23 protein-coding genes are annotated in these 23,672 nt (G+C 63.5%); 12 read left to right on the forward strand and 11 right to left on the reverse strand.

The genetic code is table 11. The features are described 5' to 3' along the window. Nucleotides 1-23: 23 nt before the first annotated feature. The 5 genes from ABIA90_RS02950 to ABIA90_RS02970 form a co-directional block, all read right to left on the reverse strand. Nucleotides 24-821, reverse strand: a complete 798-nt coding sequence (locus tag ABIA90_RS02950; protein WP_354117619.1) for an acetoacetate decarboxylase — start codon at nucleotides 819-821, stop codon at nucleotides 24-26. Between the two features lie 79 nt (nucleotides 822-900). Beyond that, nucleotides 901-2,106, reverse strand: coding sequence for an NAD(P)/FAD-dependent oxidoreductase (locus tag ABIA90_RS02955; protein ID WP_354117223.1), 1,206 nt, complete (start codon nucleotides 2,104-2,106; stop codon nucleotides 901-903). A gap of 116 nt (nucleotides 2,107-2,222) precedes the next feature. After that, nucleotides 2,223-2,516 carry a hypothetical protein gene (locus ABIA90_RS02960; RefSeq protein WP_354117224.1) on the reverse strand — a complete coding sequence of 98 codons (294 nt, stop codon included), beginning with the start codon at nucleotides 2,514-2,516 and terminating at the stop codon, nucleotides 2,223-2,225. A 101-nt stretch (nucleotides 2,517-2,617) separates the two neighbouring features. Continuing rightward, a complete protein-coding gene (locus tag ABIA90_RS02965; RefSeq protein ID WP_354117225.1) occupies nucleotides 2,618-3,568 on the reverse strand; it encodes a helix-turn-helix transcriptional regulator in 951 nt (316 codons plus the stop codon). Nucleotides 3,569-3,620: 52 nt separating this feature from the next. Beyond that, on the reverse strand, nucleotides 3,621-4,574 hold the full coding sequence (locus ABIA90_RS02970; RefSeq protein ID WP_354117226.1) for a helix-turn-helix domain-containing protein: 954 nt from the start codon (nucleotides 4,572-4,574) through the stop codon (nucleotides 3,621-3,623). A 447-nt stretch (nucleotides 4,575-5,021) separates the two neighbouring features. Here ABIA90_RS02970 and ABIA90_RS02975 point away from each other — a divergent pair, with 447 nt between their 5' ends. Further along, entirely contained in the window at nucleotides 5,022-5,951 is a 930-nt protein-coding gene (locus ABIA90_RS02975) for an AraC family transcriptional regulator (RefSeq protein WP_354117227.1), read from the forward strand. 8 nt (nucleotides 5,952-5,959) lie between these two features. On the opposite strand, the gene ABIA90_RS02980 is transcribed toward ABIA90_RS02975, so the two are convergent. After that, the gene (locus tag ABIA90_RS02980) at nucleotides 5,960-6,883 is read right to left on the reverse strand and encodes a catalase (protein ID WP_354117228.1); all 924 of its coding nucleotides are present in this window, start codon (nucleotides 6,881-6,883) and stop codon (nucleotides 5,960-5,962) included. A gap of 453 nt (nucleotides 6,884-7,336) precedes the next feature. Between ABIA90_RS02980 and ABIA90_RS02985 the strand changes: the two genes are divergently transcribed. Genes ABIA90_RS02985 through ABIA90_RS03005 form a run of 5 tightly spaced genes read left to right on the forward strand, consistent with a single transcriptional unit; the run spans nucleotide 7,337 to nucleotide 12,473 of the window. After that, the gene (locus tag ABIA90_RS02985) at nucleotides 7,337-8,287 is read left to right on the forward strand and encodes a PDR/VanB family oxidoreductase (RefSeq protein ID WP_354117229.1); all 951 of its coding nucleotides are present in this window, start codon (nucleotides 7,337-7,339) and stop codon (nucleotides 8,285-8,287) included. Nucleotides 8,288-8,304: 17 nt separating this feature from the next. Further along, nucleotides 8,305-9,645: an aromatic ring-hydroxylating dioxygenase subunit alpha gene (locus ABIA90_RS02990; RefSeq protein WP_354117230.1), complete on the forward strand. Its 1,341-nt coding sequence runs from the start codon at nucleotides 8,305-8,307 to the stop codon at nucleotides 9,643-9,645. Continuing rightward, entirely contained in the window at nucleotides 9,642-10,118 is a 477-nt protein-coding gene (locus ABIA90_RS02995) for an aromatic-ring-hydroxylating dioxygenase subunit beta (protein WP_354117231.1), read from the forward strand. Before ABIA90_RS02990 ends, ABIA90_RS02995 begins: the two co-directional genes overlap by 4 nt. Nucleotides 10,119-10,125: 7 nt before the next feature. Next, nucleotides 10,126-11,742: an ATP-dependent acyl-CoA ligase gene (locus ABIA90_RS03000; protein WP_354117232.1), complete on the forward strand. Its 1,617-nt coding sequence runs from the start codon at nucleotides 10,126-10,128 to the stop codon at nucleotides 11,740-11,742. A gap of 2 nt (nucleotides 11,743-11,744) precedes the next feature. Then, complete coding sequence (locus tag ABIA90_RS03005; RefSeq protein WP_354117233.1) at nucleotides 11,745-12,473, forward strand: SDR family NAD(P)-dependent oxidoreductase; 729 nt, start codon at nucleotides 11,745-11,747, stop codon at nucleotides 12,471-12,473. Nucleotides 12,474-12,553: 80 nt separating this feature from the next. Here the strand turns inward: ABIA90_RS03005 and ABIA90_RS03010 are convergent, their stop codons facing one another. The 4 genes from ABIA90_RS03010 to ABIA90_RS03025 all read right to left on the reverse strand — a co-directional run bounded on the left by ABIA90_RS03010 (nucleotide 12,554) and on the right by ABIA90_RS03025 (nucleotide 17,406). After that, the gene (locus tag ABIA90_RS03010) at nucleotides 12,554-13,036 is read right to left on the reverse strand and encodes a MarR family winged helix-turn-helix transcriptional regulator (RefSeq protein ID WP_028153094.1); all 483 of its coding nucleotides are present in this window, start codon (nucleotides 13,034-13,036) and stop codon (nucleotides 12,554-12,556) included. Further along, nucleotides 13,036-13,530 carry a MarR family winged helix-turn-helix transcriptional regulator gene (locus ABIA90_RS03015; RefSeq protein ID WP_354117234.1) on the reverse strand — a complete coding sequence of 165 codons (495 nt, stop codon included), beginning with the start codon at nucleotides 13,528-13,530 and terminating at the stop codon, nucleotides 13,036-13,038. Before ABIA90_RS03015 ends, ABIA90_RS03010 begins: the two co-directional genes overlap by 1 nt. 154 nt (nucleotides 13,531-13,684) lie before the next feature. Next, nucleotides 13,685-15,250, reverse strand: a complete 1,566-nt coding sequence (locus ABIA90_RS03020) for an indolepyruvate oxidoreductase subunit beta family protein (protein WP_354117235.1) — start codon at nucleotides 15,248-15,250, stop codon at nucleotides 13,685-13,687. Further along, on the reverse strand, nucleotides 15,247-17,406 hold the full coding sequence (locus tag ABIA90_RS03025; protein WP_354117236.1) for a thiamine pyrophosphate-dependent enzyme: 2,160 nt from the start codon (nucleotides 17,404-17,406) through the stop codon (nucleotides 15,247-15,249). Before ABIA90_RS03025 ends, ABIA90_RS03020 begins: the two co-directional genes overlap by 4 nt. Nucleotides 17,407-17,533: 127 nt before the next feature. On the opposite strand from ABIA90_RS03025, the gene ABIA90_RS03030 reads away from it, so the two are divergent. From ABIA90_RS03030 to ABIA90_RS03050, 5 genes are read left to right on the forward strand one after another with little or no spacing between them, the layout of a single operon-like run. Further along, entirely contained in the window at nucleotides 17,534-18,550 is a 1,017-nt protein-coding gene (locus ABIA90_RS03030) for a carbon-nitrogen hydrolase family protein (protein ID WP_354117237.1), read from the forward strand. Nucleotides 18,551-18,602: 52 nt separating this feature from the next. After that, nucleotides 18,603-19,709 carry a cupin domain-containing protein gene (locus tag ABIA90_RS03035; RefSeq protein WP_354117238.1) on the forward strand — a complete coding sequence of 369 codons (1,107 nt, stop codon included), beginning with the start codon at nucleotides 18,603-18,605 and terminating at the stop codon, nucleotides 19,707-19,709. A gap of 43 nt (nucleotides 19,710-19,752) precedes the next feature. Beyond that, nucleotides 19,753-20,661: a fumarylacetoacetate hydrolase family protein gene (locus ABIA90_RS03040; protein ID WP_063984241.1), complete on the forward strand. Its 909-nt coding sequence runs from the start codon at nucleotides 19,753-19,755 to the stop codon at nucleotides 20,659-20,661. Next, nucleotides 20,661-21,098, forward strand: a complete 438-nt coding sequence (locus tag ABIA90_RS03045; protein WP_166097310.1) for an acyl-CoA thioesterase — start codon at nucleotides 20,661-20,663, stop codon at nucleotides 21,096-21,098. Before ABIA90_RS03040 ends, ABIA90_RS03045 begins: the two co-directional genes overlap by 1 nt. Then, nucleotides 21,095-21,802: a hypothetical protein gene (locus ABIA90_RS03050; protein WP_354117239.1), complete on the forward strand. Its 708-nt coding sequence runs from the start codon at nucleotides 21,095-21,097 to the stop codon at nucleotides 21,800-21,802. The genes ABIA90_RS03045 and ABIA90_RS03050 overlap by 4 nt, the downstream gene beginning before the upstream one ends. A gap of 886 nt (nucleotides 21,803-22,688) precedes the next feature. Here ABIA90_RS03050 and ABIA90_RS03055 read toward each other — a convergent pair. Beyond that, nucleotides 22,689-23,081, reverse strand: coding sequence for a cupin domain-containing protein (locus ABIA90_RS03055; protein WP_063984238.1), 393 nt, complete (start codon nucleotides 23,079-23,081; stop codon nucleotides 22,689-22,691). A 272-nt stretch (nucleotides 23,082-23,353) separates the two neighbouring features. Here ABIA90_RS03055 and ABIA90_RS03060 point away from each other — a divergent pair, with 272 nt between their 5' ends. Next, nucleotides 23,354-23,569, forward strand: coding sequence for a dodecin family protein (locus ABIA90_RS03060; protein ID WP_063986511.1), 216 nt, complete (start codon nucleotides 23,354-23,356; stop codon nucleotides 23,567-23,569). The last annotated feature ends 103 nt before the right edge of the window (nucleotides 23,570-23,672 follow it).

Consider the following 23,672-nt stretch of genomic DNA (forward strand, 5'->3'; position numbering starts at 1 on the left):
CCCGATGGTACGGATGATGTCGATCAGCCGGCATTCGCGTCGACCAGGGTTTCGGAGGATCCGCGCCGCCGCACGATTTCGTTCGAGGCCAGATAGTCGTGGACCACGGTGCCGAGCCCGAGCGTCAGGTCGGCGACGATATGCTTCGCCGAGAGCACCTGGAGGACCGGCAGCTCGGCGACGGGGGCGAGGGCGTGCGAGTACAGGTCGAGCGCTGCCGGCCCAGTCCAGGCGCCCTTCACGGTGATGTCTTCGAGATGGAAGCGCACCAGCTCGCAGATGCGCGGCGTGCCGTCGACATGCGGAATGATCTTGAGCAGGAAATTCGGTGCGGCGAGCTTTTTTGCTTCGGCCGAGGCGTCGAGGGCCCGGTGCTTGTAGCCCATCGTGCCCGTCGCGATGCGGACCGAGCCGTAGTTCAAGGTGCCGACCAGCGTGTCGGTCTCGACCTCAAGCTTCGGCTGCGCCAGCTTCTTGGGAAAGCCCCAGAGCTCGCGCCCGCCCGCAATTGGCGGATGATCGTTGAGGAACATCTGGTGGACGAAGCTGCCGGCCTTGCCCTGATAGGACACCGGAATGACCTGCCCACTTTCGGTGTAGTCGCCGAATCCGGTCGAGTCCGGCATTCGGATGAACTCATAGTTCACCACCGGTTCGGTGATTTCGAGTGGTGCAGGAACGATCCGGCGCAGTGCCGCGGGATCTGTCCGGTACTGGATGATGAAGTATTCGCGATTGATGAAGCGATAGGGGCCGGGCGGGAAAGCCGGGCTGGTCAGCGGCATGGCGAACGCGCTCGCGCGCACGGTCTCGTGTTTCATCATGGTCGGCTCCAATTGGTAAGGGGAGATCGGGCCGGGCCCGCGCACGATCGGCGCGGCCCGGTTTCGCGCGAGGCAGCTAGACCTCGCCGACGTGCTCCGGATCGGCCGAGGCCAGCGCGGCCGCGCGTTCCGCTCGGGGCGGATAGATCCAGACAGTATTGATCTGCTGCTTGGTCCGCTTCGCCTCGTCGCCGACGAGCTCGAGCTTCCGATCCCAGCCTCGCGTGAAGATCGCGCCGGCTTCTCCCAGATCGAGGCATGTGGCGTAGGCCTTCTGGTGATAAGGCCTGGTCGCGACACCCAAAAGTTCGGCAGCAGCATTGTTGCCGGCAAACGCGCCCATTCGCGTGGCATGCTGGCACGACATCAGCGCGTGGTTGCCGACGTCATCACACGCTGCTTTGGCGGCGTCGCCGGTGGCGAAGACGCCGGCGACACCAGGGACGCGCAAGTCGCGGTCGACAAGGAGGCGGCCCAGATTGTCGCGCTCGGCCGGGATCTGCGCGGTCAAAGGAGCGGCGCGCATGCCGGCAGCCCAGATCACGGTCTCCGCTTCGATGTGTTCGCCGCTGGAAAGCGTGACGCGAGACTTGTCGAGCGAGGTGACACCGGTGCCGAGGCGGGTCTCCACGCCAAGCTTGCGCAGCGCATCCTCAATGACGGGGCGGGAATCCGCGCCCATATCGTGAGCGATCGTGCTGTTGCGATCAACGATGACGACGCGCGCCTTGGCGTTCTTGCCGAGGACCGCACGCAGCCGCGCCGGCATCTCCGTCGCCGTCTCGATACCGGTGAACCCGCCGCCGGCCACGACGACCGTATCGCGTCCGTTCCTTGCAGGCCGATCCGCCAGATCATGGAGATGCCGCTCGAGCGCAATCGCATCGTCGAGCTTGTCGACGCTGAAGGCGTGTTCGGCGATGCCGGGGATGTTCGGTCGGAAAAGCCGGCTGCCGGTGGCAACGACCAGCCGATCGTAGGAGAGAGGCTGCTTCGTGCCTTTGGCCGTGACGAGCTCGATCACACGAGACTTGGTATCAATGGTCCCGGCGCTGCCTTGCACGTAGACGACGTCGATGGCCTTCAATACGTCTTGCAGAGGTGCCGTCAGGGTTTCCGGCTTGCTTTCGTAGAGGCGGGGCCGGACCACGAGCGTCGGCTCCGGTGCAACAAGCGCGATCTCGAGTTGTTTGGGCGAAGCGCCCTGAATGTCCCGCAGGCGCGCGGCAGAAAGTGCTGCGTACATGCCGGCAAAGCCGGCGCCGATAATGACGAGTCGCATTTGATGATCTCCTGTGGATTGAGCTTTCCGGGCATGGGCGCGTCACCGCCGCCGCCACTCTCGTGGCGGATCGTCGAGACCGATGACGCGAAGACGTGAAGTGAGATTGCGAATTCTCAGGGAGAGGGACAGCCTGGCATCGAAGCTATCGGCGGCGGCCAGCGGTGACGAAAGAAAATTGGCTCGATGGCGTACGGACGCCAGTCGGCGTACGGAAGCTGGCCGCCATCCCTGTCGATGACGGGCATCACCGGACTTGCGTTGTGTAGGGACTGCGCCGGTATCTCCACTTCCTCGCCGGTTGCCGAGGTGAAGCGAACGGCCAATGAAAGTCCGTACATGATGGCACTTGCGGCCATCCTTCGTCGCGGCACGAGTTTGACCGGACTAACGAAGTTCTTCCAGGTCATTGTTCGTCTCCGTCTATTGGATCGAGGGCACCCTGATCATTTAGCGGAGCGGACCTGCGGTTGCGCCAGAGCGATTGCTCTGCCTGCAGAGTGATTGCTGCTTAGCGCATGCGACGTCGCCAATCGCTCGGCGTTTCTCCCGTCAATCGTCTGAACGCGGCGGCAAAGGCGGTTTGAGAGGCATAGCCAAGCTCAGCCGCCACCGTGGCGATCGAGATGTCGGTGTCGCGCAGCGTGTTCATGGCCTGCTCGAGCCGATGCTGGCGCAGCCAGCTATGCGGCGAAAGACCGGTGCTTTCCTTGAAAGCACGACAGAAGTGGAAGCGAGACAGGCCGGCGTCCGAAGCGAGCGCCGCAAGAGAGACGTCGGAATCGCTGTCCGAACGCAAGCGTTCGATCGCGCGTCGCAGAGCTTGGGGAGCCAGCCCGCCTATGATCGGCTCGATGGCGGTCGGCTCGCCGATGTGCGCGGCCAGGATGCGCGTGGCGATGATATCGGTCAGTCGCTGCCTGAAGAGTGCATCCAGAACCGCGTTGCCCTCCAACACATCCGCCCCGCTCATCAGCAGTCCGGATGTGACAGGGTCGAGATGCCCGGTTCGCTCCAGAAGATCACCGGGAATGGGCGCGTCGGCTTCGCGGGCGACGCGTTCGAGCGTTGCGTGCGGAAGATACAGCTGGACGACATCGACAGGACCGGGAATATCCCATCTGGCGCTCGAACCAGCCGGGATGATCGTCACGACTCCGGAACGGGCCGTTCCAATCGCAACCGATTTTCCGGCGCGTCGCTCCAGGCGCTGAACGCCTGTCGGGTACGTCATGATGACGTGGTCGGTCATGGGCTCGACGACGTCGTGCAGAGCGCCGTGCTTCCAATGCGCGATGCCGCCATTGGAGGGGTCTGAAGCCATCTGCAGCGGCGCGGTCTTCAGGATGCGCGCCATCTCCACATCGGCACGCCGCCGCTCGACGTTCGGCGAGTCGCTATGGCGCGCACCGGGTGCGGCAAGCAGAGCCCCCAAAGGATCGTGCAGGATTGGCTTGTCCATGGAGCTAGTCTCGCGTTCGGAAGGCACTTCGGGACCCGCGGAGCGATTGCTGCTAACGCACGCGTCGTCGCCAATCGCTCGGCGTTTCGCCGTTCAATCGCTTGAACGCCGCGGCGAAGGCCGTTTGCGAGGCATAACCAAGCTCTGCCGCAACCAGGGCGATCGATGCGTCGGTATCGCGAAGCAGGTTCATGGCCTGCTCGAGCCGGTATTGGCGCAGCCAGGCGTGAGGCGAGAGCCCGGTGCTTTCCTTGAATGCGCGGCAGAAGTGGAAACGCGAGAGGCCGGCATCGGAGGCGAGGGCATCGAGGGAGACGTCGGTATCGCTGTCCGAGCGCAAGCGCTCGATGGCACGGGCCAGGACCTTGGGCGAAAGCCCACCGATGGTCGGCTGGAATGGGGCTTGCGAGCCGGTATGGGCAACCAGGAGACGCATCGCCAGGAGGTCGATCAACTGATGCCTGAACAGCGTGTCCAGGGCCCCATTGCTCTCCAGCGTGTTGACCGCGCTCAGGATCAATCGGGACGTAATGGGATCAGGATGCGCCGTTCGCTCCAGGAGTTCGCTCGATGTGCCGCTCGCGGCTTCGTCGGCGACGCGTTTCAGCGTTGCGTGGGGGAGATAGAGCTGAACGACGTCGACGGGCTTCGGAATATCCCATCGGGAGCTCGATCCTTCGGGAATGATGATCACAGCCCCGCGACGAAACGTTCCAATCGCAACGGACCGTCCTGACCGCCGCTCCATGTGCTGCACCGCGCCGTTGTAGGCCATGATGACGTGGTGGCTCATGGGCTCGACGACGTCGTGCAAGGGTTCGTGTTTCCAGTGGGCGATCCCGGCACCGGAGGAGTCCAATGCCACGCGAAATGGTTCGGTGTGGAGCACACGCGCCATCTCGGCATCAGCGGCACGCCGCCCGGTCACCGACGACCGGCCTTGGCTTGGCTCGGATGCGGCCGGAGGATTTTCACGCGCAGAATTGTGCGAGATCGGTTTGCTCATTGGACGTGCTCGTCTCAGGGGCCTTGCACTCGCGGCTGAGCGCGATTTGCGCGCCCGGCGTGAAGCCATCGCTTCTTTTGCGCCCGTACGGGTGCCGCAGCGCGCCGCGAGCGCTCGGTGTGGTTTTCTAGGCACGTGGGACTACGGGGTCTTTCCTGAAACCGCGGTGCTTGTCCTGATTCTGCTCAAAGCGCTCGGACGCGAGATCTTGTGATCGGCGATCCTTGGACGACTGTGGAGAATCAAGCTCATGATTTACGCATTAGATATTGAAATCGCTTCTGAAAATGGCTTTGCCACAATCGACCGCGGCGCCCCGTCGCAATCGCAAATCACGCCGCGACGCGACTGGACCGCCGTACTCTGAAGCGGATAATGCTACCGACCTCCAGGGCGACGGCAGTCAGATGGGTTGCCTGGTCAAAATTCCACGGATGGGTCGATCGAATGGCACTGGCGGGCACCTTCGGACAGAGGGTCAAGCGGCAGTTGAGCCTGGCGGATGCGCCGCCTTCGCTGATCACGCGGTCGCGGCGAGGCGTCGACGTTGCGGTCACCGAAACCCTGAACAGTGAGCCGGTAGAGGGTCTTTCCGGCTCGCTTGCCGACGACGCCTATCTCGTCAGCCTGAAGCTGCAGGATTATCCTGACTGCGAGCTCTGGGAGCACGGCAAGTGCTTCACGAAGACGGATGTCAGAGCCGGCACGACATATCTGTACGATCTCCGGCACGATCCCCGCTTCGTCATCGACAAGCCGTTCCATTCCGTCCATTTCTATCTTCCCCGTCTGACGCTCGACGGAATCGCGCGAGAGGCTCGCGCGCCGCCCATTGGCGACCTCGCATGCCGGTATGGTTTCGGCCATGACGACGAGATCATGCGCCATGTCGGCGCCCTGATGTTGGAAGGACTGAGTCGTCCGGCAGAGGCCAACCAGCTCTTCATCGACCACATGATGCTCGCGTTCACGGCCCACATTGCCCAGACCTATGGCGGATGGCATCGCGTCGCGGATGCGGCCCGGGGCGGTCTTTCCCCATGGCAGGTGAGGCGAGCCTGCGAAAGGCTCGACTCGGATCTGGGCGGGACGCTTTCACTGCAACAGATCGCGGCCGAGTTTGGTCTCTCGGTTAGCCATTTTTCCCGCGCGTTTCGAATCTCGACCGGCCTTCCGCCTCACCAGTGGCTGCTCCGCCAGCGTGTAAAGGCGGCAAAGCAGTTGATGACCCTGCGCGACCTGCCGCTGTCCGAGATTGCGATCTCGGTCGGGTTCGCCAATCAAAGCCATTTGACGAAGGTGTTCTCGGCGCAGGTGGGCGTCAGCCCGGCGGCATGGCGCCGCGAAGCGCTTGGCATCAGGGACAGCGAGACGTGATCGTCCGATCAGCGGCGCTGCGCCAGTGAATTGGCATAGGCGGCGCGGCGCGCCGCGAAGATCTCATCCGGCGGATAACCGATTCCTTCCGCAAGATTCGCCGGATCGAAGCCGGAAGTATCGCACGTCTCGTCCGCTTCGATCGCGGTGATCACGATCGTTCCGAGCCGTACGGCTTCCCGGCTGTCCTCATACGGCCACTGGATCGTGACGTCCTGCGTCGGGTCGTCGGGACGGCCGAGCAGCGCCATCAGGCTGAACCGGATATCGCGTGTCGCGATCCTTCCTTTGAGATCGTCGTGCAGGACGTCGGCGGACGTCGTCCTGACCTTGCCCTCGATCATCGCAAGTTCGCCACCGACCGGGACGACCTTGAATTTGATGAACTGCGTCTCGCCCTTCGAATTCGTTGCGGGGAAGGCGTGGACGGCCCAGTAGGTCGTGCCGGCAAAACTCGGGGGAGGTGGATGCGCGGCGATGTAGTTCGCCTGACGCAGCGTTTCGGGATTGGCGGTGGAGAACGCCTTGATCTTCTCCAGGTCCGGCCTGCCGTCGCGTCCGGGCATGCGCGAGGTGAGGAATGCCAGCATTTGATCGAGCGTCCTCGCATAATGAACCGGAGCGCTCTGTGTGAGGATGTCGGAGCGATGCTCGTCGTTGCCGAGCCTGAAGCTGAAGCCGCGCAGCGTGAGATCCCCGGTCTCGGATCCGCGGGGGCCGCCGTCCACCGAGAAGCGCGCCAGCACGCGCGATGGTGTTGTGAAGCTCCGCGACTTCGTGACCTCGTCGGCCCGATCCGAAGGGATGTAGGTCCCCCGGACGCAGCGGCCTTTGGCAAAGCTCGCGCGTGCCTTTGGTGGATTGCCCAGAACGGCTTTCTGAGCCTCGACAATGGAGGCGGGTGTGGCGGTGCCGCTCGGGGACAGGGACATGGCTTGGTCTTGGATTTGCTACCCTCAACCGTTAGCGGCGTGGATGCTTCCCCGCTCCAGAGCGATTGCTGTGCTTGCAGCGCGATTGCTGTCTTCTTGCGCGGTCACCAGGGCACTGAACGCGGCGTCGGCGGGTCGTCCGAGATGGAATATCTCAGTAAAATGAATGGCTTGAGTTGAGGTCTTCCCACGGCCCATGATGGATCGGGGCGGGCGCTCAAAGGCGGCGTGTGCACGGGCAGCAAAGTCTATTGAACGCGCGGCCGGCCGTTCTTCGGAGTGATCCGTCATCCGCTGAGGCGTGGGCAACCTCGGAGGGGGCAGCGCCAACCGTCCTGCACCAACGAGACGCGCCTCGGACTGCAATCCGAGCCTGAGCCCGCGCCGGCGATTGACAGCTAATTATTACATGTCTAAAAATATGCAAATTCATATAATTCGTGAGATGCCTGAATGGACACGCATCCGCTCAAGCTCAAGGTCAGATCGTATGCCGCGGAGACGCCGTTCATACGGAGCCTTGTGTTTGGCGTGGAGGACGGCGTCGCGCCGCGATGGCAGGCGGGCGCCCATATCCGCGTGGCGCTCCCGAATGGAGGCGACCGGCCGTACTCGCTGATGGCTCTGCCGGGTCTCCCCGAGGGTACGCTGGCGCTCGGGGTGCTGCGCGAGGAGGCTTCGACCGGCGGCTCGCAGTTCATGCACGCGCTGAAGATCGGCGATGTCGTGAAGGCAACGGCGCCGGTCAACAATTTTCATCTGCATGAGGGAGCGGCGCCCGCGCTGCTGTTCGCCGGCGGCATCGGTGTCACGCCGATCCTGTCGATGGCGGCGAATCTCGCGGCCCGAGGAAGCCCGTATCGCTTGCACTATGCGGGCCGCACGCAAGGCCTGCTCGCGTTCCTGCCGCACCTGCAGAAGATATGCGCCAAGGGCCTGTCCATCCACTACGACAGCGACGAGTCCCGCCTGGACATCGCAGCGGCGCTCGGCGATGCCGCTGCAAACGCCCACATTTACGCCTGCGGTCCGGCCGGCATGATCGAAGCGGTGAAGGCGGTTGCGCTCGGCAGGGACATTCCGGCAGACCGTATCCACTACGAGCTGTTCAAGGCCGAGCAATCGTCCTCGGCCGACTTGCCGTTCGAGGTCGAGCTCAAATCGACCGGGCAGGTCGTCAGCGTGGCGGCCGGTCAGACCATCATCCAGGCGCTGGAGGCCGCGGGTCTCGACGTGCTGTACGACTGCCAGCGCGGCGATTGCGGCATCTGCCAGTGCAGCGTGATCGAAGGGGTGCCCGACCATCGTGACGTCATCCTCAGCGACGACGAGAGGGCGTCCAACAAGGTCATGCAGATCTGCGTATCACGCGCGAAGTCGGAACGTCTGGTGCTGGATCTCTAGGGGAGGCGAGGGACGTCATGGCGAAATACGGACAGAATGCCGACGCGATCGCGGCGCTGGTGCGCGATGCCGAGGTGCATCGCGACGTCTATGTCGACCCCGAGATCTTCGAGCTCGAGATGGAGCACCTGTTTCCGAACAGCTGGATCTATGTCGGGCATGCAAGCCAGCTGTCGAAGCCCGGCGATTTCATCACCGCCAATATCGGCCGTCAGCCGGTGCTGGCGAGCCGCCACGCCGACGGCTCCATCCACGTCTTCTACAACCGCTGTCCGCACAAGGGCGTGAAGATCGCCTCCGAGCCCTGCGGCAACACCGGAAAGTTCTTCCGCTGCCCCTATCACGCCTGGTCGTTCAAGACCGACGGCTCGCTGCTCGCGATCCCCTTGAAGAAAGGCTACGAGGGCACCGGCTTTGGCGACACGCAAGCGAATGAGGGGCTGTCGAAGGTCAGGAACGTCGTGATCTATCGCGATTTCATCTTCGCCCGCCTGAGCGACGACGGCGTGTCCTTCGAGGATTATTTCGGCGAGAGCCTCTCGACCATCGACAACATGGTCGACCGCTCGCCGGAGGGGAAGCTCGCAGTCCAGGCGACGCCGATCCGCTACATGCACACCTGCAATTGGAAGATGCTGGTCGAGAACCAGACCGACACCTGCCATCCGATGGTCGCGCATGAGAGCTCGGCCGGCACCGCGGTCAAGGTCTGGAAGCGCGAGCAGGGCGATTCCACGGAGACACCGATGGCGGTGCAGCTCTACGGTCCCTTCATGAGCCCGTACGAGTTCTACGAACAGAGCGGCATCAGGATCTGGCCGAACGGCCATGGCCATACCGGCGTCGCCAACTCCATCCATTCCAACTATTCGGACATCGAAGGCTATCTCGGCCAGATGGTCGCGGCCTATGGCGAGCAGCGGGCGAACGAGATCCTCGGCGAGGTCAGGCACAACACGGTGTATTTCCCGAACATCATGGTCAAGGGCGCGGTGCAGATCCTGCGCAATTTCATCCCGATCGCGGTCGACAAGACGCTGGTCGAGAGCTGGGTCTATCGCCTGGTCGGCGCGCCGGACAAGCTCTATGAGCGGGCGCTGATGTACAACCGCTTCATCAACGCGCCGACCTCGATCGTCGGGCACGACGATCTCGAAATGTACGAGCGGGCGCAGGAAGGACTGAAGTCCAACGGCAATCAATGGGTCAATCTGCGGCGCCTCTACGAGAGCCATGAAGAGCAGGACGTCACGGCCGTAATCAACGGCACGTCCGAGCGACAGATGCGAAACCAGTTCCACGCCTGGTCGAAATTCATGACCATGGACATGGACAAGCGTGTCGAGGCCGCGGAATGATCGACGAGAAGGCCATCACGGACTTTATCTATCGGGAAGCCGAGCTGCTCGACACGATGCAATGGCAGGCCTGGCTCGATCTGTTTCACCCCGAAGGGCGCTACTGGATGCCGCTCGAATGGCAGCAGCAGGATCCGGTGCTCCAGCCCTCGTTGATGTACGAGGATCTGCTGCTCCTGAAGGTGCGGGTCGAGCGGCTCGCCGGCGAGCGGACCTTCAGCCAGAAGCCGAAGAGCCGTTGCCATCATCTTCTCCAGGCACCGCGGATCGTGGCGTGCGACCCGGCTGCGGGCGTCTACAAGGCGCGGACGTCCTATATCTACACCGAGACCCGTGGCGATCTGCTGGAGCGCTATTCGGGATGGGCGTCGCACGAATTCGTAGAGGTCGGCGATGCCCTGAAGATCAAGCTCAAGCGGGTCGATCTCGTCAATTTCGACGCGCCGTTCGGCAACATCCAGCTTTTCATGTGAGTACGCCTTGACCGCTGCGACCACAGTCTACGCCCGCTTTCGCGAGACCGCCCTTCGCCGGGAGGAGGCAGGCTTTCTCAACGTGCTGCCGGAGACCGCCGATATCTATGGCATCGCGGCAGGCGAGATTTCCTACCGCACCATGCTCGATCGGGTCGAGCGCTGGCGCTCGGCTTTTGCAAGCCGGGGCTATGGCGAAGGCCACAGGGTCGGGCTGCTGCTCCAGAACCGGCCGGTGTTCATCGAGCTGTGGTTCGCGCTGAACGGGCTCGGCGTCTCCGTGGTGCCGATCAATCCCGATTTGCGGATCAGCGAGCTCGAATACATCATTGCGCATTCCGAGATGAATGCGGCGTTCGTCCTCGCCGAGCGGCGCGACGAGGTCGAGACCGCGGCGCGCCAGGCCGGCCGGCCGATCCCGGTCGTGACCTGCGAAGGCGACGTGCCTGCCCCATTCGGCGGCACGCGGCCTTCGAACACGGGTGACGGCGCGACCGAATGTGCGCTTCTCTATACATCCGGGACGACCGGACAGCCCAAGGGCTGCGTGCTCACCAACACATATTTCCTGCATTCCGGAAACTGGTATCGCGATGTCGGCGGGCTGATCGATCTCAAGCCGGACTGTGAGCGCATGATCACGCCGCTGCCGCTGTTTCACATGAACGCGATGGCGGTGTCGCTGATGGCGATATTGTCCGTCGGCGGCAGCCTCACCATGCTCGATCGCTTCCATCCGCGTACCTGGTGGGCGTCCGTCCGCGACAGCCGCGCGACCTGTCTGCATTATCTCGGCGTGATGCCCTCGATGCTGATGAGCGCGCCGCAATCGGAGCAGGACCGCGCGCACACCGTGCGCTTCGGCTTCGGCGCCGGCGTCGACAAGCTCCTGCATGCGCCGTTCGAGGAGCGCTTCGGCCTTCCGCTGCTGGAGGCCTGGGCGATGACCGAGACGGGAAGCGGCGGCGTCATCGCCGCCAATGTCGAGCCGCGCAAGATCGGCACGAGCTGTTTCGGACGCCCGGGCCCCGAGGTCGACATTCGTATCGTCGACGACAGCGGCAACGACGCGCCGGTCGGGACGCCGGGCGAGCTCCTGGTGCGGCGCGCGGGTGCGGACCCGCGTTACGGTTTCTTCCGCGAGTACCTGAAGAACGAGGCCGCCACCGCCGAGGCGTGGGCCGGCGGGTGGCTGCACACCGGCGATATCGTGTCGCGCGATGCGGACGGCGACCTTCATTTCGTCGACCGCAAGAAGAACGTGATCCGCCGTTCCGGCGAGAACATTGCCGCAGTCGAGGTCGAGTCCGTCCTCAACCGCCATCCCGCAATCAGGCAGGCCGCGGTTGCCGCGACGCCCGATCAGGTGCGCGGCGACGAGGTTGCGGCGGTCATCATCGCCGAGGCGGCCGGTGCCGACCGCGCGCGCGCCGAGGAGATCGTGCGCTGGAGCCTGGAGCAGATGGCCTACTACAAGGCGCCGGGCTGGATCTGTTTCGTCGACAGCCTGCCGTTGACCGCGACCGAGAAGATCCAGCGCGGCGGCCTGAAGGATTTCGTCGCCAGGCTGATGTCTGACGGTGCGTTCTTCGACCTTCGCGACCTCAAGCGGCGGCAGGTTTGATCATGAGCGAGATCCGCACCACACTCATCACTGGCGGCAATTCGGGGATCGGCGAGGCGCTGGCGAAAAGGCTCGTCGAGAGCGGGCAGCGCGTGGTCTCGGTCGGGCTGGAGAAGCCGGACTGGACGCATGATCTGCTCGCGGCCTATCGCGCCGATCTCTCAGATATCGAGGAGACGCGCGCGATCGCGCAGGAGATCTGCCGCGATCACGCCGTTGATCGCCTCGTGCACAATGCCGGCGTGATCCTGCCGAACCTGCTGCCCGATGCTAAGCCGGAAGACATTTTGATGCTGGCGCAGCTGCATCTGGGCGCGCCGATGCTGCTGACCCAGGCGGCGCTGGAGGGGATGCGTGCGCGCCGCTTCGGCCGCATCGTGTTCGTCAGCTCGCGGGCCGCGATGGGCGCGGCGACGCGGTCGGCCTATTCGGCGACCAAGGCCGGCGTGCACGGCATGGCGCGCACCTGGGCGCTGGAGCTCGCCGCGAGCGGCATCACCGTGAATGTCGTCGCGCCAGGGCCGATCCTGACCGACAATTTCTGGGGCATCATTCCCAAGGGCTCCGAGCAGCAGGAGCGGATGGCGCGCAACGTGCCGGTCGGGCGGCTCGGCTCGCGCGAGGATGTCGCGCACGCCATCAGTTTCTTCCTCGACGAACGTTCGGACTTCGTCACCGGGCAGGTGCTCTATGTCTGCGGCGGCACCAGCCTCGTCGGCCTTGGTCCGTGAGCATGATCCGGACCCGGAGGGCCGCGTTAGCGCAAAGTATGAAGCGGTTTTCCGAAAAGATCATGCTCCAATAAACAAGATCAGATCTGGTTTTGGCGGATGTTCTCGACCATCTTGGCCAGCACGCGCGCGCAGACCTCGATGTCGTCGGGCTCGATGCCTTCGATCAGCTTGTCGTAGTTGCTCGCCATGATTGGCCAGATCTTGCGCAGCAGCGCCTCGCCGTCCGCCGTCAGACCCACGACGCGGCGGCGCTGGTCTTCCTCCGCGATCTCGCGCTTGACGAGGCCCGATGACACCATGGACTCGACCATGCGGCTCGCCGTCGACTGCTCGGTCACCGCGAGAACGGCGACCTCATTGACGGTGAGGGTCTTGTAGATGAACAGGACCGACAGCGTCCGGAACACGACATTGTTGATGCCGTGGTCGCTCAGGTCGCGGTTCTGATCTAGATTCCAGCGATTGGCGAGCCGGTTGAACAGATACGGGATGTAGGTTTGCAGCTGGTCCCGCGTCCTCGGCGGACCCGACTTCCATCTGCTCTTGGATTCTCTGGCCATTATCTCTTGCGACTTTGCTTCTTGCTCTCGGTATGAAGTTTTGAGGAAAGGGATTTCAGTACGGACAGCGCACCGTCCAGCTCTTGGGCCGAAACATTCTCGAGCCGTTTGCCGAGATGCTTCTTGTGGACGTCGGCCGCCTTCCTGAACAGCGCTTCGCCCTTCGGCGTCAGGCGCACGATGAAGGAGCGCCGGTCCTCGCTCGACATTTCCCTGCTGATGAGGTCGTCGGCGAGAAGACGCTGCACCAGCCCCGAGACATTGCCGCCGGTGACTTTCAGATTTTGCGACAACTGCCCGAGCGCGAGGCCATCCCGGTAGCGATCAAGCTGGGCCAGCACGTCGAATTTTGCGAGCGACAGGCCGAACTCGGAGTTCAGCATCGAATTCAGCGACGCGAACAGCTCGCCATGCAGCGACAGCAATTGGAGCCAGAGCCGGGTTTCGATCTGACCAGGGACGGGAACAATGTTCTCTTTGAGTGCTGCCGGCATTGCATGACCATCGAGTACAAGATGTCTCGTCGATTGGAGGGATTATCGCGGGTCTTTCGCTCCGATTAACAATTTGAGAATCGTAGTCAAGTCGCCTGATCCTGACGTCTTGGGGGGTCGAACGGCAATCCACCCGGCGTTCCCCCCGATGGAATCATGCAAAAGTCTTGATGGTCTGGATCACGCCGTCGAGCTCCTTGCCGGCGCTGTCCTTCAGCGCGGCCTCGCGCAGGCGGCGCGCCCAATCGGCGGCATCCTCGCGTCGTTCGACCAGCTTGATCGCCGCCAGCGTCCTGTCGAATTTCGACAGCCCGCGGCTGTGGGTATCGGAATAGCCTTTCACGAGGCGTCGGCATTGCAGGATCTCGACACCGAGCTGGTAGTTGGCGGCGACCGCGTCGGTTGCGGCCTTGAGCCATCCGTCCCGATGCGCGGTCTCGACGGCGTGACGCAGCGAGCGGCGTCGCAGTCCGCGTAGTCCGGCCACGACGTAGAGGGTCAGGAACCAGGGCAGCGAGTAGGTCCGCACCCGGCGTCCCCGGTTGACGCGGCGATCGAGCCAGCCGAGCAGGCGCGGCCGCGCGCCGAGCCAGCGGCTGAAGCCCGCGGGCAGCACGCCCATGACCTCCTCCATGCGCGGATGCATGAACTCGGTGGTCTGGAGCACCTGTCCCTCGGACATCTCGAGCTCGCTCTCGATGCGCGCGCGGCGACCAGCGCGCGTCTTCAGGTCGGCCACGCGGATGACGTCGTCATAGCTCATGGCGTTGGCGAGGTACTTTGCCGCGGTCTCCGTGAAGGCATAGGCGTGCGCACCACCGCCGGCGCTTCGGTCGGCCGCGTGCAACGTCTTGAGAACGTCGAGATACTCGGCGCCATAGGCGACGTCCTGGAAGTCGACGACCTTCCTCAAGCCAACGCGCGCCATGGTGAGCGCAGGCTCGGGCAGCTCCTGCTTCAGTCTTGCGATCAGCCCGGCAAGATCTGGATCGGGCGTTGCGGGAGAGGGGACGTGATCGGCCTGCTTTGATGGCGCTGGCGCTGCGACCTCGGGTGAGCCGGTCTTGACCCGGTCAAACGCGGCTTCAAACGTCTCCACGCTGGCCTTGGCGCCCTTCCCACCTGCGCGGATCACGTCGAGATAGCTGTCGCGGCTGAATGGCAGCACAGCGGCCGCCGCGAGCGCACCGAACATCGCGGCCGAGATGACGCTGCCATGCGCGATCGCCAGCGCGTTCAGATCGAAGATGATCTCGGACTTGGCGGCAACTCCGATGGCGCTGGTGACGGCGCCGCCGTCCGCGATGCCGTTGCCCGGTGCGATCTTCTCGCCGATCGCAAACGACCGGTGGTTGGATGCGATCAACGTGGTGCGATCCGGCGTCACGAGGCCGCGCAGGATCGATCGGCCGGCCTCCATGAACTCCGCCGCCATCACCACGTCGACGTCGCCGGGCGTCGGCATCAACGACAGGATCGGCTTGCGGCCGTCGAGCGGCGGCATCGTCTCGATATAATAGATCGTGGCGCCGGTGCGCTGGGCGACGCCGGGCACCGAGGTCGATTGCGCGACCCAGCCATGGTTCTCGGCGAGCTGAACGATCCAGTCGGTCAGGACGCCGCCACCCTGGCCACCCATCGCGACGATCGCGATGGAGATTGGCCGCTCGGTTGCCTCACCGGCGGCGGGGAGGGCCAGCCGGACCGTCTCGTCTCTCATGCCAACGCCTCGAGCGCCGGACGCCGGCGATCACGCCGCCGTTGCAACCAGCCGATCACGGCCATCGCAACCTTGGATTTGAACCTGTCCCAGCCGGTCGGATTGTGAATGACGTCCGCGCGATAGAACGAGGGGCAGAGCACGGCGGCCTCGGAGACCTCGCCGCAATTGCCGCAGCCGACGCAGGAATTGTCGATCGCCGCAACGGGATCGTCGCGCAAGGGGTCGTCCAGCTGCTTCACCGAAAGCGACGGGCAGCCCGAGAGCCGGATGCAGGCATGGTCGCCGGTGCACACGTCCTCATCGACGCCGAAGCGTTCCTTGACGATGCGCACTCCGTCCTTGATCGCCTTGTTGATCTGCGGCTTCACGCGGCGCTGCTTGTTCAGCATGCATTCGGAGGAGGCGACGATGACCTTGGGGCCTTCCTCCTTGGTCGTCAGCGCTTCCTTCAGCGTGTCGCGCATCTTGCCGACGTCATAGGTGCGGTCGAGCTGGCGCACCCACTGGCCGCCGATGCCCTTCACGGCCTTGACGATCGAATTGTTGGTGTCGCGCCGCTTGTTGGTCGCGCGCGAGGACAGGATGTCCTGACCGCCGGTCGCCGAGGTGTAGAAATTGTCGACGATGACGAACACGCCGTCGTGCTTGTTGAACACGGCATTGCCGATGCCGCTGGTCAGTCCGTTGTGCCAGAAGCCGCCGTCGCCCATCACCGCGATCGAGCGTTTGTCGGCCTTGACGTTGAAGGCCGAGGTCGAGGCCGGGCCAAGGCCGAAGCCCATGGTGGTCGCGCCGATATTGAAGGGCGGCAGGATCGAGAACAGATGGCAGCCGATGTCGGCCGAGACATGATGCTGGCCGAGCTCTTCCTCGACGAGCTTCATGGCGGCGAAGATCGGCCGCTCCGGGCAGCCGGTGCAGAGCCCGGGCGGGCGTGCCGGCACAACCTGCTTCAGCTTCTCGACCGCGGGGTGATTGAGCACGGGAACGGCGTCGGGCGCCGGCGGCCGGTTGCCGAGCAGCCGCGGCTCGGTCTTCTCCAGGAAGTCCCGGACGCCGCCGAGCAGAACCTGCGCGGTGTAGTCGCCGCCCATCGGCAGCACGTCCTTGCCATGGATGCGCGCCTGGATGTCCCTGCGCCGCAGCACGGTGTTGATCGCCTGCTCCAGATACTCCGGCTGGCCTTCCTCGACGATCAGGACGGCGTCCTTGTCGACGCAGAACTCCGCGACCTCGGTGTCGATCACGGGGTAGGTGACGTTCATGACGTAGAGCGGAACCTGCGTGTTGCCGTAGGCATCCGACAGCCCGAGATATTGCAGCGCGCGGATCACGTTGTTGTACATGCCGCCCTGCATGATGATGCCGACCTTGCCCTGCTTCGGCCCCATCCATTCATTCAGCTTGTTGTCCCGGATGAAGCCGATCGCCGCGGGCATCCGCGTCTTGATCTTCTCCTGCTCATGCTCATAGGCCGCCGGCGGCAGCACGATGCGGTTGACGTCGCGCCTGGGGTTGTTGAGCGCATCCTTGATAGTGTGCGCCGGCTTGACGTTGTCCTTGCAGGCGAAGCTGCCGTGCATGTGGCAGGCGCGGACACGGACCTCGAGCATCACGGGCGTGTTCGAGAATTCGGAGAGCTCAAAACCCTTCTCGATCAGATTGACGATGCATTCATGATCGGGGCGCGGGTCCAGAAGCCAGATCTGCGATTTCATCGCGAAGGCGTGCGTCCGCTCCTGCATGATGGAGGAGCCTTCGCCATAGTCCTCGCCGACGATGATCATGGTGCCGCCGGTGACACCGCCCGAGGCGAGGTTGGCGAGCGCGTCGGAGGCGACGTTGGTGCCGACCGTCGACTTCCACGCCACCGCGCCGCGCAGGGGATACATCACCGAGGCCGACAGCATCGCCGCCGCAGCCGCTTCGTTGGCGGAGCTCTGGAACACGACGCCGAGATCGTCGAGCACGTCCTTGGCGTCGGCGAGCACGTCCATCAGATGCGAGATCGGAGAGCCCTGGTAACCGCCGACATAGGCGACGCCGGACTGCAGCAGCGCCTTGGTGATGGCGAGGATGCCTTCGCCGCGGAACGTATCGCCATCGCCGAGCCGGAGATCCTCGACTTCGCGAGCAAAAGACCGTTCAGCCATTGCACCCTCCAGAAATATGCGATAGCATACGTTTACATGTGAAGTAAGTCAACGCCGCGCCATGCTATCACGCTTGCGGACCTCTGCTCCGGCAAGGCGATCATGAGCCAGCGACAGGGTAGGGCCAATGCTGAAGCTGCCTCGCTTTAGAGCCGCCGCCGTCCAGGCTTCACCTGTCTATCTCAACCCGGGCGCGACAGCCGACAAGGCAGCTTCACTGGTCCGTGAAGCCGCAGCCAATGGCGCGAAGCTCGTCGCGTTCCCCGAAGTGTTCGTTCCCGGCTATCCCTACTGGAACTGGATCACCGATCCTGTCACGGGCAGCGCATGGTTCGAGAAGCTCGCCAAGGCATCGGTGCTGGTGCCGGGTCCGGAGGTCGATGTCGTCAGGAAAGCCGCGCGCGATACCGGCTGCTACGTCGTGCTCGGCGTGAACGAGCGCAGCCCGGTGTCGCTGGGCGCGATCTACAATACCCTGGTTTTCATCGGGCCGGACGGCGCGGTGCTTGGCAAGCACCGCAAGCTGGTGCCGACCTGGGCGGAGAAGCTGACCTGGACCGGCGGTGACGGATCGAGCCTGCGCGTCTATGATACCGAGATCGGGCGTCTCGGCGGGCTCGCCTGCGGCGAGAACACCAACACGCTCGCGCGCTTTGCGCTGTTGGGTCAGGGTGAGCTCGTGCATGTCGCCAGCTACATCTCGCTTCCGGTCGCGCCCCCCGACTACGACATGGCGGAGGCGATCAAGTTGCGCGCGATCGCACATTCCTTTGAGGGCAAGATTTTTACGATCGTCTCCTGCTCGACCGTGTCGGAGGAGATCATCACGGCGATGGAAACGGTCGTTCCCGACGCGCGTGCGCGCCTGCAGCGCAAGTCGAGCGCGTTCTCCGGAATCATCGGACCTGACGGCCGCGTGGTCGGCGATCCCCTGATCGACGATGAAGGCATCGTCTACGCCGACATCGATCTCGACCGCTGCATCCAGCCGAAGCAGATGCATGACATCGTCGGGCACTACAACCGGTTCGATATTTTCGATTTGCGCGTCAACCGACGTCCGCTGGCACCGCTCGGCCTCGCAGACAGTGAGGGCGATGACGCGGGGCAGGGCTTCACGCCGATCCCGCTGAGATCGGAATAGTGGTTGGGCGCGTCGATAAAGCGGCGCCACGAGACAGGACTTGGAGGATAGGATGCGCGAGAACGTCGTCGGCCGGGCCAATGTCGAAGATACCCCCGAGCTCAACGCCTATTACAAGGACCTCGAAAAGTACGAAGCCGGCGCGCTGTGGACGGTCGCCAACAAGATCGAGCCATGGGCGCCGCAATCGGCGTCGGTTCCCGTGCTCTGGCGCTACGACGATCTGCGCGAGCACGTGCTGCGCTCGGTCGAACTCGTCTCGCCGGAGAAGGCGGGGCGGCGGGTGATCTATCTCAACAATCCAGGCCGCCGCGACGTGTCGGCCGCGGTCGGTTGGCTCTATTCGGGATTGCAGGTGATGCATCCCGGCGAGGTCGCAACAGCGCACGCGCACTCGGCTTCAGCCCTGCGCTTCATCATGGAGGGGTCGGGCGCCTACACCATCGTCGACGGGCACAAGATGACGCTGGGGGCGCGGGATTTCGTGCTCACGCCGAACGGCACCTGGCACGAGCATGGCGTCGAAGCCAACGGCTCGGTGTGCATCTGGCAGGACGGCCTGGACATCCCGCTGGTCAACGCGCTGGAGGCGAATTTTTTCGCGGTCCATCCCAAGGTGCAGCAGGAAGAGTCCGGCTATCCCGTGGACGACATGACCAAGACCTGGGGCAATCCCGGGCTTCGGCCGGCGGATTCGAAATGGTCGAAGGACTATTCCCCCATGTTCAAGTACGAGTGGGAGCCGACCTTCGAGTCCTTGCGCAAATATGCCGCCGCGACCGACGGTTCGCCCTATGACGGCATTCTCATGAACTACGTCAATCCGATCACCGGCGGGCACGTGATGCAGACGATCGGCGCGAGCATGCAGTTGCTGCGGCCGGGCGAGAAGACGAAGTCGCACCGGCACACCGGCAGCTTCATTTACCAGGTCGCCAAGGGGCGCGGCTATTCGATCATCGCCGGCAAGCGCTTCGAGTGGCAGGAGCGCGACATCTTCTGCGTTCCCTCCTGGGCCTGGCATGAGCACGGCAATGCCTCGGGCAGCGAGGACGCCTGCCTGTTCTGCTTCAACGATCTGCCCGTCATCGAGAGCCTCGGCTTCTACCGGGAAGAGGCCTATGGCGACAACGCCGGCCATCAGCCGGTTGCTGCCTGACGTCCCCGCACAGAATTCAACCGAAAGAGCCGGATAAAGCTTCATGCGCCTTGTTACCTACACCTTGGGCTCCAGTGGTGCCCGCCTCGGGGTCCTCGTTGACGGATTGGTCGTGGACGTCGAGCACCTCGGTGCGTCGCATGGCTTTGCATGGCCGAGCGACATGCTGTCGTTCATCGACAACAGCGTGACGCTGCTGCCGGCGCTGAAGGAGCGTCTGGACGATGCCGATGGACGCTTGCCGGCCGGCTCCGCCGTTCCGCTCGAGGACGTGAAGCTACAGGCGCCCATCCCGCGGCCCCGCAAGAACATTTTTGGCATCGGGCTGAACTACCGTGCGCATGTGGCGGAGTCCGCCAAGAGCCTGGACACGGACAAGGATCTGCCGAAGCAGCCGGTCGTCTTCTCCAAGCCGCCGACGTCGGTGATCGGCCCGGGCGGCGCTATCCAGCACAATGCGAAGATGACGCAGCAGCTCGACTGGGAAGTCGAGCTCGCCGTCATCATCGGCAAGACCGCAACCCGCATCGCGACCGACAAGGCGATGGACCACGTCTTCGGCTATTCGGTGATGATCGACATCTCCGCGCGCGACAATCGCCGCGCCGGCCAGTGGATCTTCTCCAAGGGCATGGACACCTACGCGCCGTTCGGCCCCTGCATCGTGACCGCGGACGAAATTCCCGACCCGCATGACCTCCGGCTGTGGCTGACGAAGAACGGGGTCATGAAGCAGGACTCCAATACCAAATACATGATCTTCGATATTCCGGTCCTGATATCGGACATTTCATCGGGCATGACGCTGGAGCCGGGCGACATCATCGCAACGGGAACGCCGGAGGGCGTCGGCGCCGGCAGGACTCCCCAGGAGTGGCTATGGCCGGGTGACGTGGTTGAAGCCGGGGTCGACGGCGTCGGTGTCATCAGGCATCCGGTCGTTGCGATCTGATGACGTCGTTCTCGTTCGATCGCGAGCTGAGGTTCGGAGACTGCGATCCCTCGGGGATCGCGTACTTCCCGTCCTACCTGAACATCCTCAACGGGGTCGTCGAAGACTTCTGGGCGAGAATTGGATTTCCATGGCCGGAGCTGATCACGGTCCGGAAAATCGGGACGCCCACGGTGCATCTGTCCTGCGACTTTTCCCGGCCGTCGATGTTCGGCGATCTCTTGACGTTCGGATTGCGCATTAGCCGGGTCGGCGGATCGTCGCTCCATTTGGAGCATGTCGTCTCCGGCGCGAACGGCATGCGCTGGCGCGCGCGCCAGATCCTTGCGGCGACGTCGCTGGTGGATCACCATGCGATCCCGTGGCCGGATGACATTCGCGCCGCGCTGATGGCGCATGTGAGCGCGGGAGAGGGCGCTGAGGCAACGCCCGCATGATCTCGCTGTTCATGACATTCTCCGATCCGGCAGGCGAACGGCGAATTCGTCCTGACGAGGTTGACGCCGTAGCGGAGCTGGTTGGATCGATCCTTGATATGACCGAGGGCCTGCTGTTCACGCCGCTCGAACAGTCGGTCGATCATCCCTACAAGGCCGATGGCTCCGGCCCGGTGTTTGCGCTTCAACTACGATTTCCGGACCTGCTCGCCTGCGAGGCGGCAATGGACCGCGGTGGCATCCTTGCCGGTCTCGCGACGGGGGCCGGACTGGCGAGCCTCACCGGATTGGACGTCACGCACCAGGTCATGCTGACACGCGCGTTTCCCGTCGACGTCGCCGCGCATCCGGCAGGCACGACCACTCCGTGCAGCTACCTCGTGCACTATCCTGGCCCGGCCGAGGACATGAACGCCTGGAACCTGCATTATCTCGAGCATCATCCATCGATCATGCGAACCTTCCCTGATGTTCGCCAGATCGAGATCTGCACCCGGATCGATTGGGTCGACCGGCTGCCGTCGCAGCGCGTCGAGTACATGCAGCGCAACAAGCTAGTGTTCGACAGCCCGCAAGCCCTCGCGCACGCGCTCGGCTCCGACGTGATCAAGCGCATGCGCGCGGACTTCGTCCAGTTCCCGCCATTCGCAGGCGGCAACAAGCATTTTCCGATGCTGACGCGGGTGGTGCGGCCGAAGCGCTAGAGCCGAGAGCGTGAAAACGATGGCGTGAGCCGTGAATTGAGATGGATCGCCAGATGTCCGCTTTGGCCGTCAGATCGCGCCGGACTCGCTATGCCGGTAGCCTTTTTAAACACCCCAAGGTTGCGACGAAATTACCCAGCAATCTTAGCGCCTGCTCGTGTGAATTCTGCTATCATCGCAACGTGGGGCGACTCTGATGCGGGGATTGTCATGCCTCCAGGGAGGGACCGACCATGACTACGATAGCGAAACCATTTGCTCTCGTCGCCCTGGTTGCGACCATGAGTGTCGGAGCACTTGCGCTCAGTATCGCCTCTGCCTCAGCGCAATCGTCTGCAGCATACAAGAACTACTGCATCACCAGGATCAAGTGTAACAACGGCTTTCTATGGAAGTGCAACCGTTGTGACGGCCGCTATTCATGGCGGCAGGGGTGCCGTCCCACCTTTAAGGCGTGCTGACACTGACGTAGTTCGTAGGATGGGTAGAGCGAAGCGAAACCCATCAAACCTGATCCTCGCAACGGCATTGAGCTAAAGAATGACACGGGCGCTGCATCGGCGTGCCGGGGGCGATAGGTTTCGCAAGAGCGCTACCCATCCTACATCTTGGCGCAAGCGACGCCGGTTTCGGCACGGCCTCTATTCGACACGATGGGGCGCGATTCCGAGTCTTGCCATCGCCTCCCGCTCAGCGCCACGCGAGCCCTTAGGATTGCAGCCGTCACCAACAGAGGCATAGCGACCGTGGTCACCGAGCGGGTTTGCCGGCATCGACGGTTGACGTCCGCTTTGGGGCAGATGCTGACAACAGCCGCGGCCCGCCTTGTCGGCGATGAGCCCATTTGCAGATTTTCGGCGTCGTGGGCGATGGCGATCCCTGCAAACTATGGGGACGGCAAATCGAGGCCGTTGGGTAACCTGATCCAAAGAACGGTTTGCTCGTCTGGGGAATGACGAGACAGATGGCCCTTTCCGTGTGTGTCCTCCACCAACACGAACTCGCCCGCAGAGACGTGCCGCACCTCGCCGTCGCTCGTCTCGTATTCGACCGCGCCAGTCAGTCTCACAGTCAATACCCGCGCGGGAACGGTGTGCCAATCGACCTGTCGCATACCGGCAGGAATTTGAGTAACCTCCATGCTTGACGCGGGATAGCGCTGGGACACCTGAAACGGCTTGGCACCGGGAGCGACGGTCAGCTTTGCCGTCATGGGGATTTCCACCTCACCGAAGTGAGATTCACCGTCCGGGGTTGCGTATATCCGAAGACACTTCATCGGCTGTCACCTTTTGGCTCGCCAGCAAGAACAAGACCACCCTACCATGACCGCGGCGAGGGTGATCACGGCTCTGATGGGATGGTCCGCTACGGGCGACGGCCTGCTTCGGGCCAAAAGCCTCCATCCCCGCCAAATGCGGTTTGTCCTTATCGGGCCCCCGGGCGACGTCCGAGGCCGTATCGCGTCGTATCAGCGCCGACATCCTGATGCTAGATTTCACAACGGCGGGGAGCACCTGCTTCCTGCTTCAGACCGAACAGGAGGACGATATGCCTGATAGCGTCTACAAGGTCATTGAACTGATCGGTACCAGCAGTGACTCATGGGAGAAGGCGGCCGCCAATGCGGTCGGGCAAGCTGCAAAAACTCTCCGGGATCTTCGCATTGCAGAGGTCGTCAAGCTCGATATGCAACTGGATGAGAAGGGAAACGTCGAGTCCTATCGCGCCAAGCTCAACGTCTCGTTCAAGTTCGAGGGGTCCTGAGCCTCGGCACCTCGCCCCCGCTTGCGGGGCGAGGTTGGCTCGCTGGAGAAAGGCGCGCGGCCGTTCGGGAAGCAGCGCTCTGGTCCAACCGGGACCCGGTATG

Origin of the sequence: Bradyrhizobium sp. LA6.8 (assembly GCF_040547935.1) — a bacterium.
GTDB classification, from domain to species: Bacteria; Pseudomonadota; Alphaproteobacteria; order Rhizobiales; family Xanthobacteraceae; genus Bradyrhizobium; species Bradyrhizobium barranii.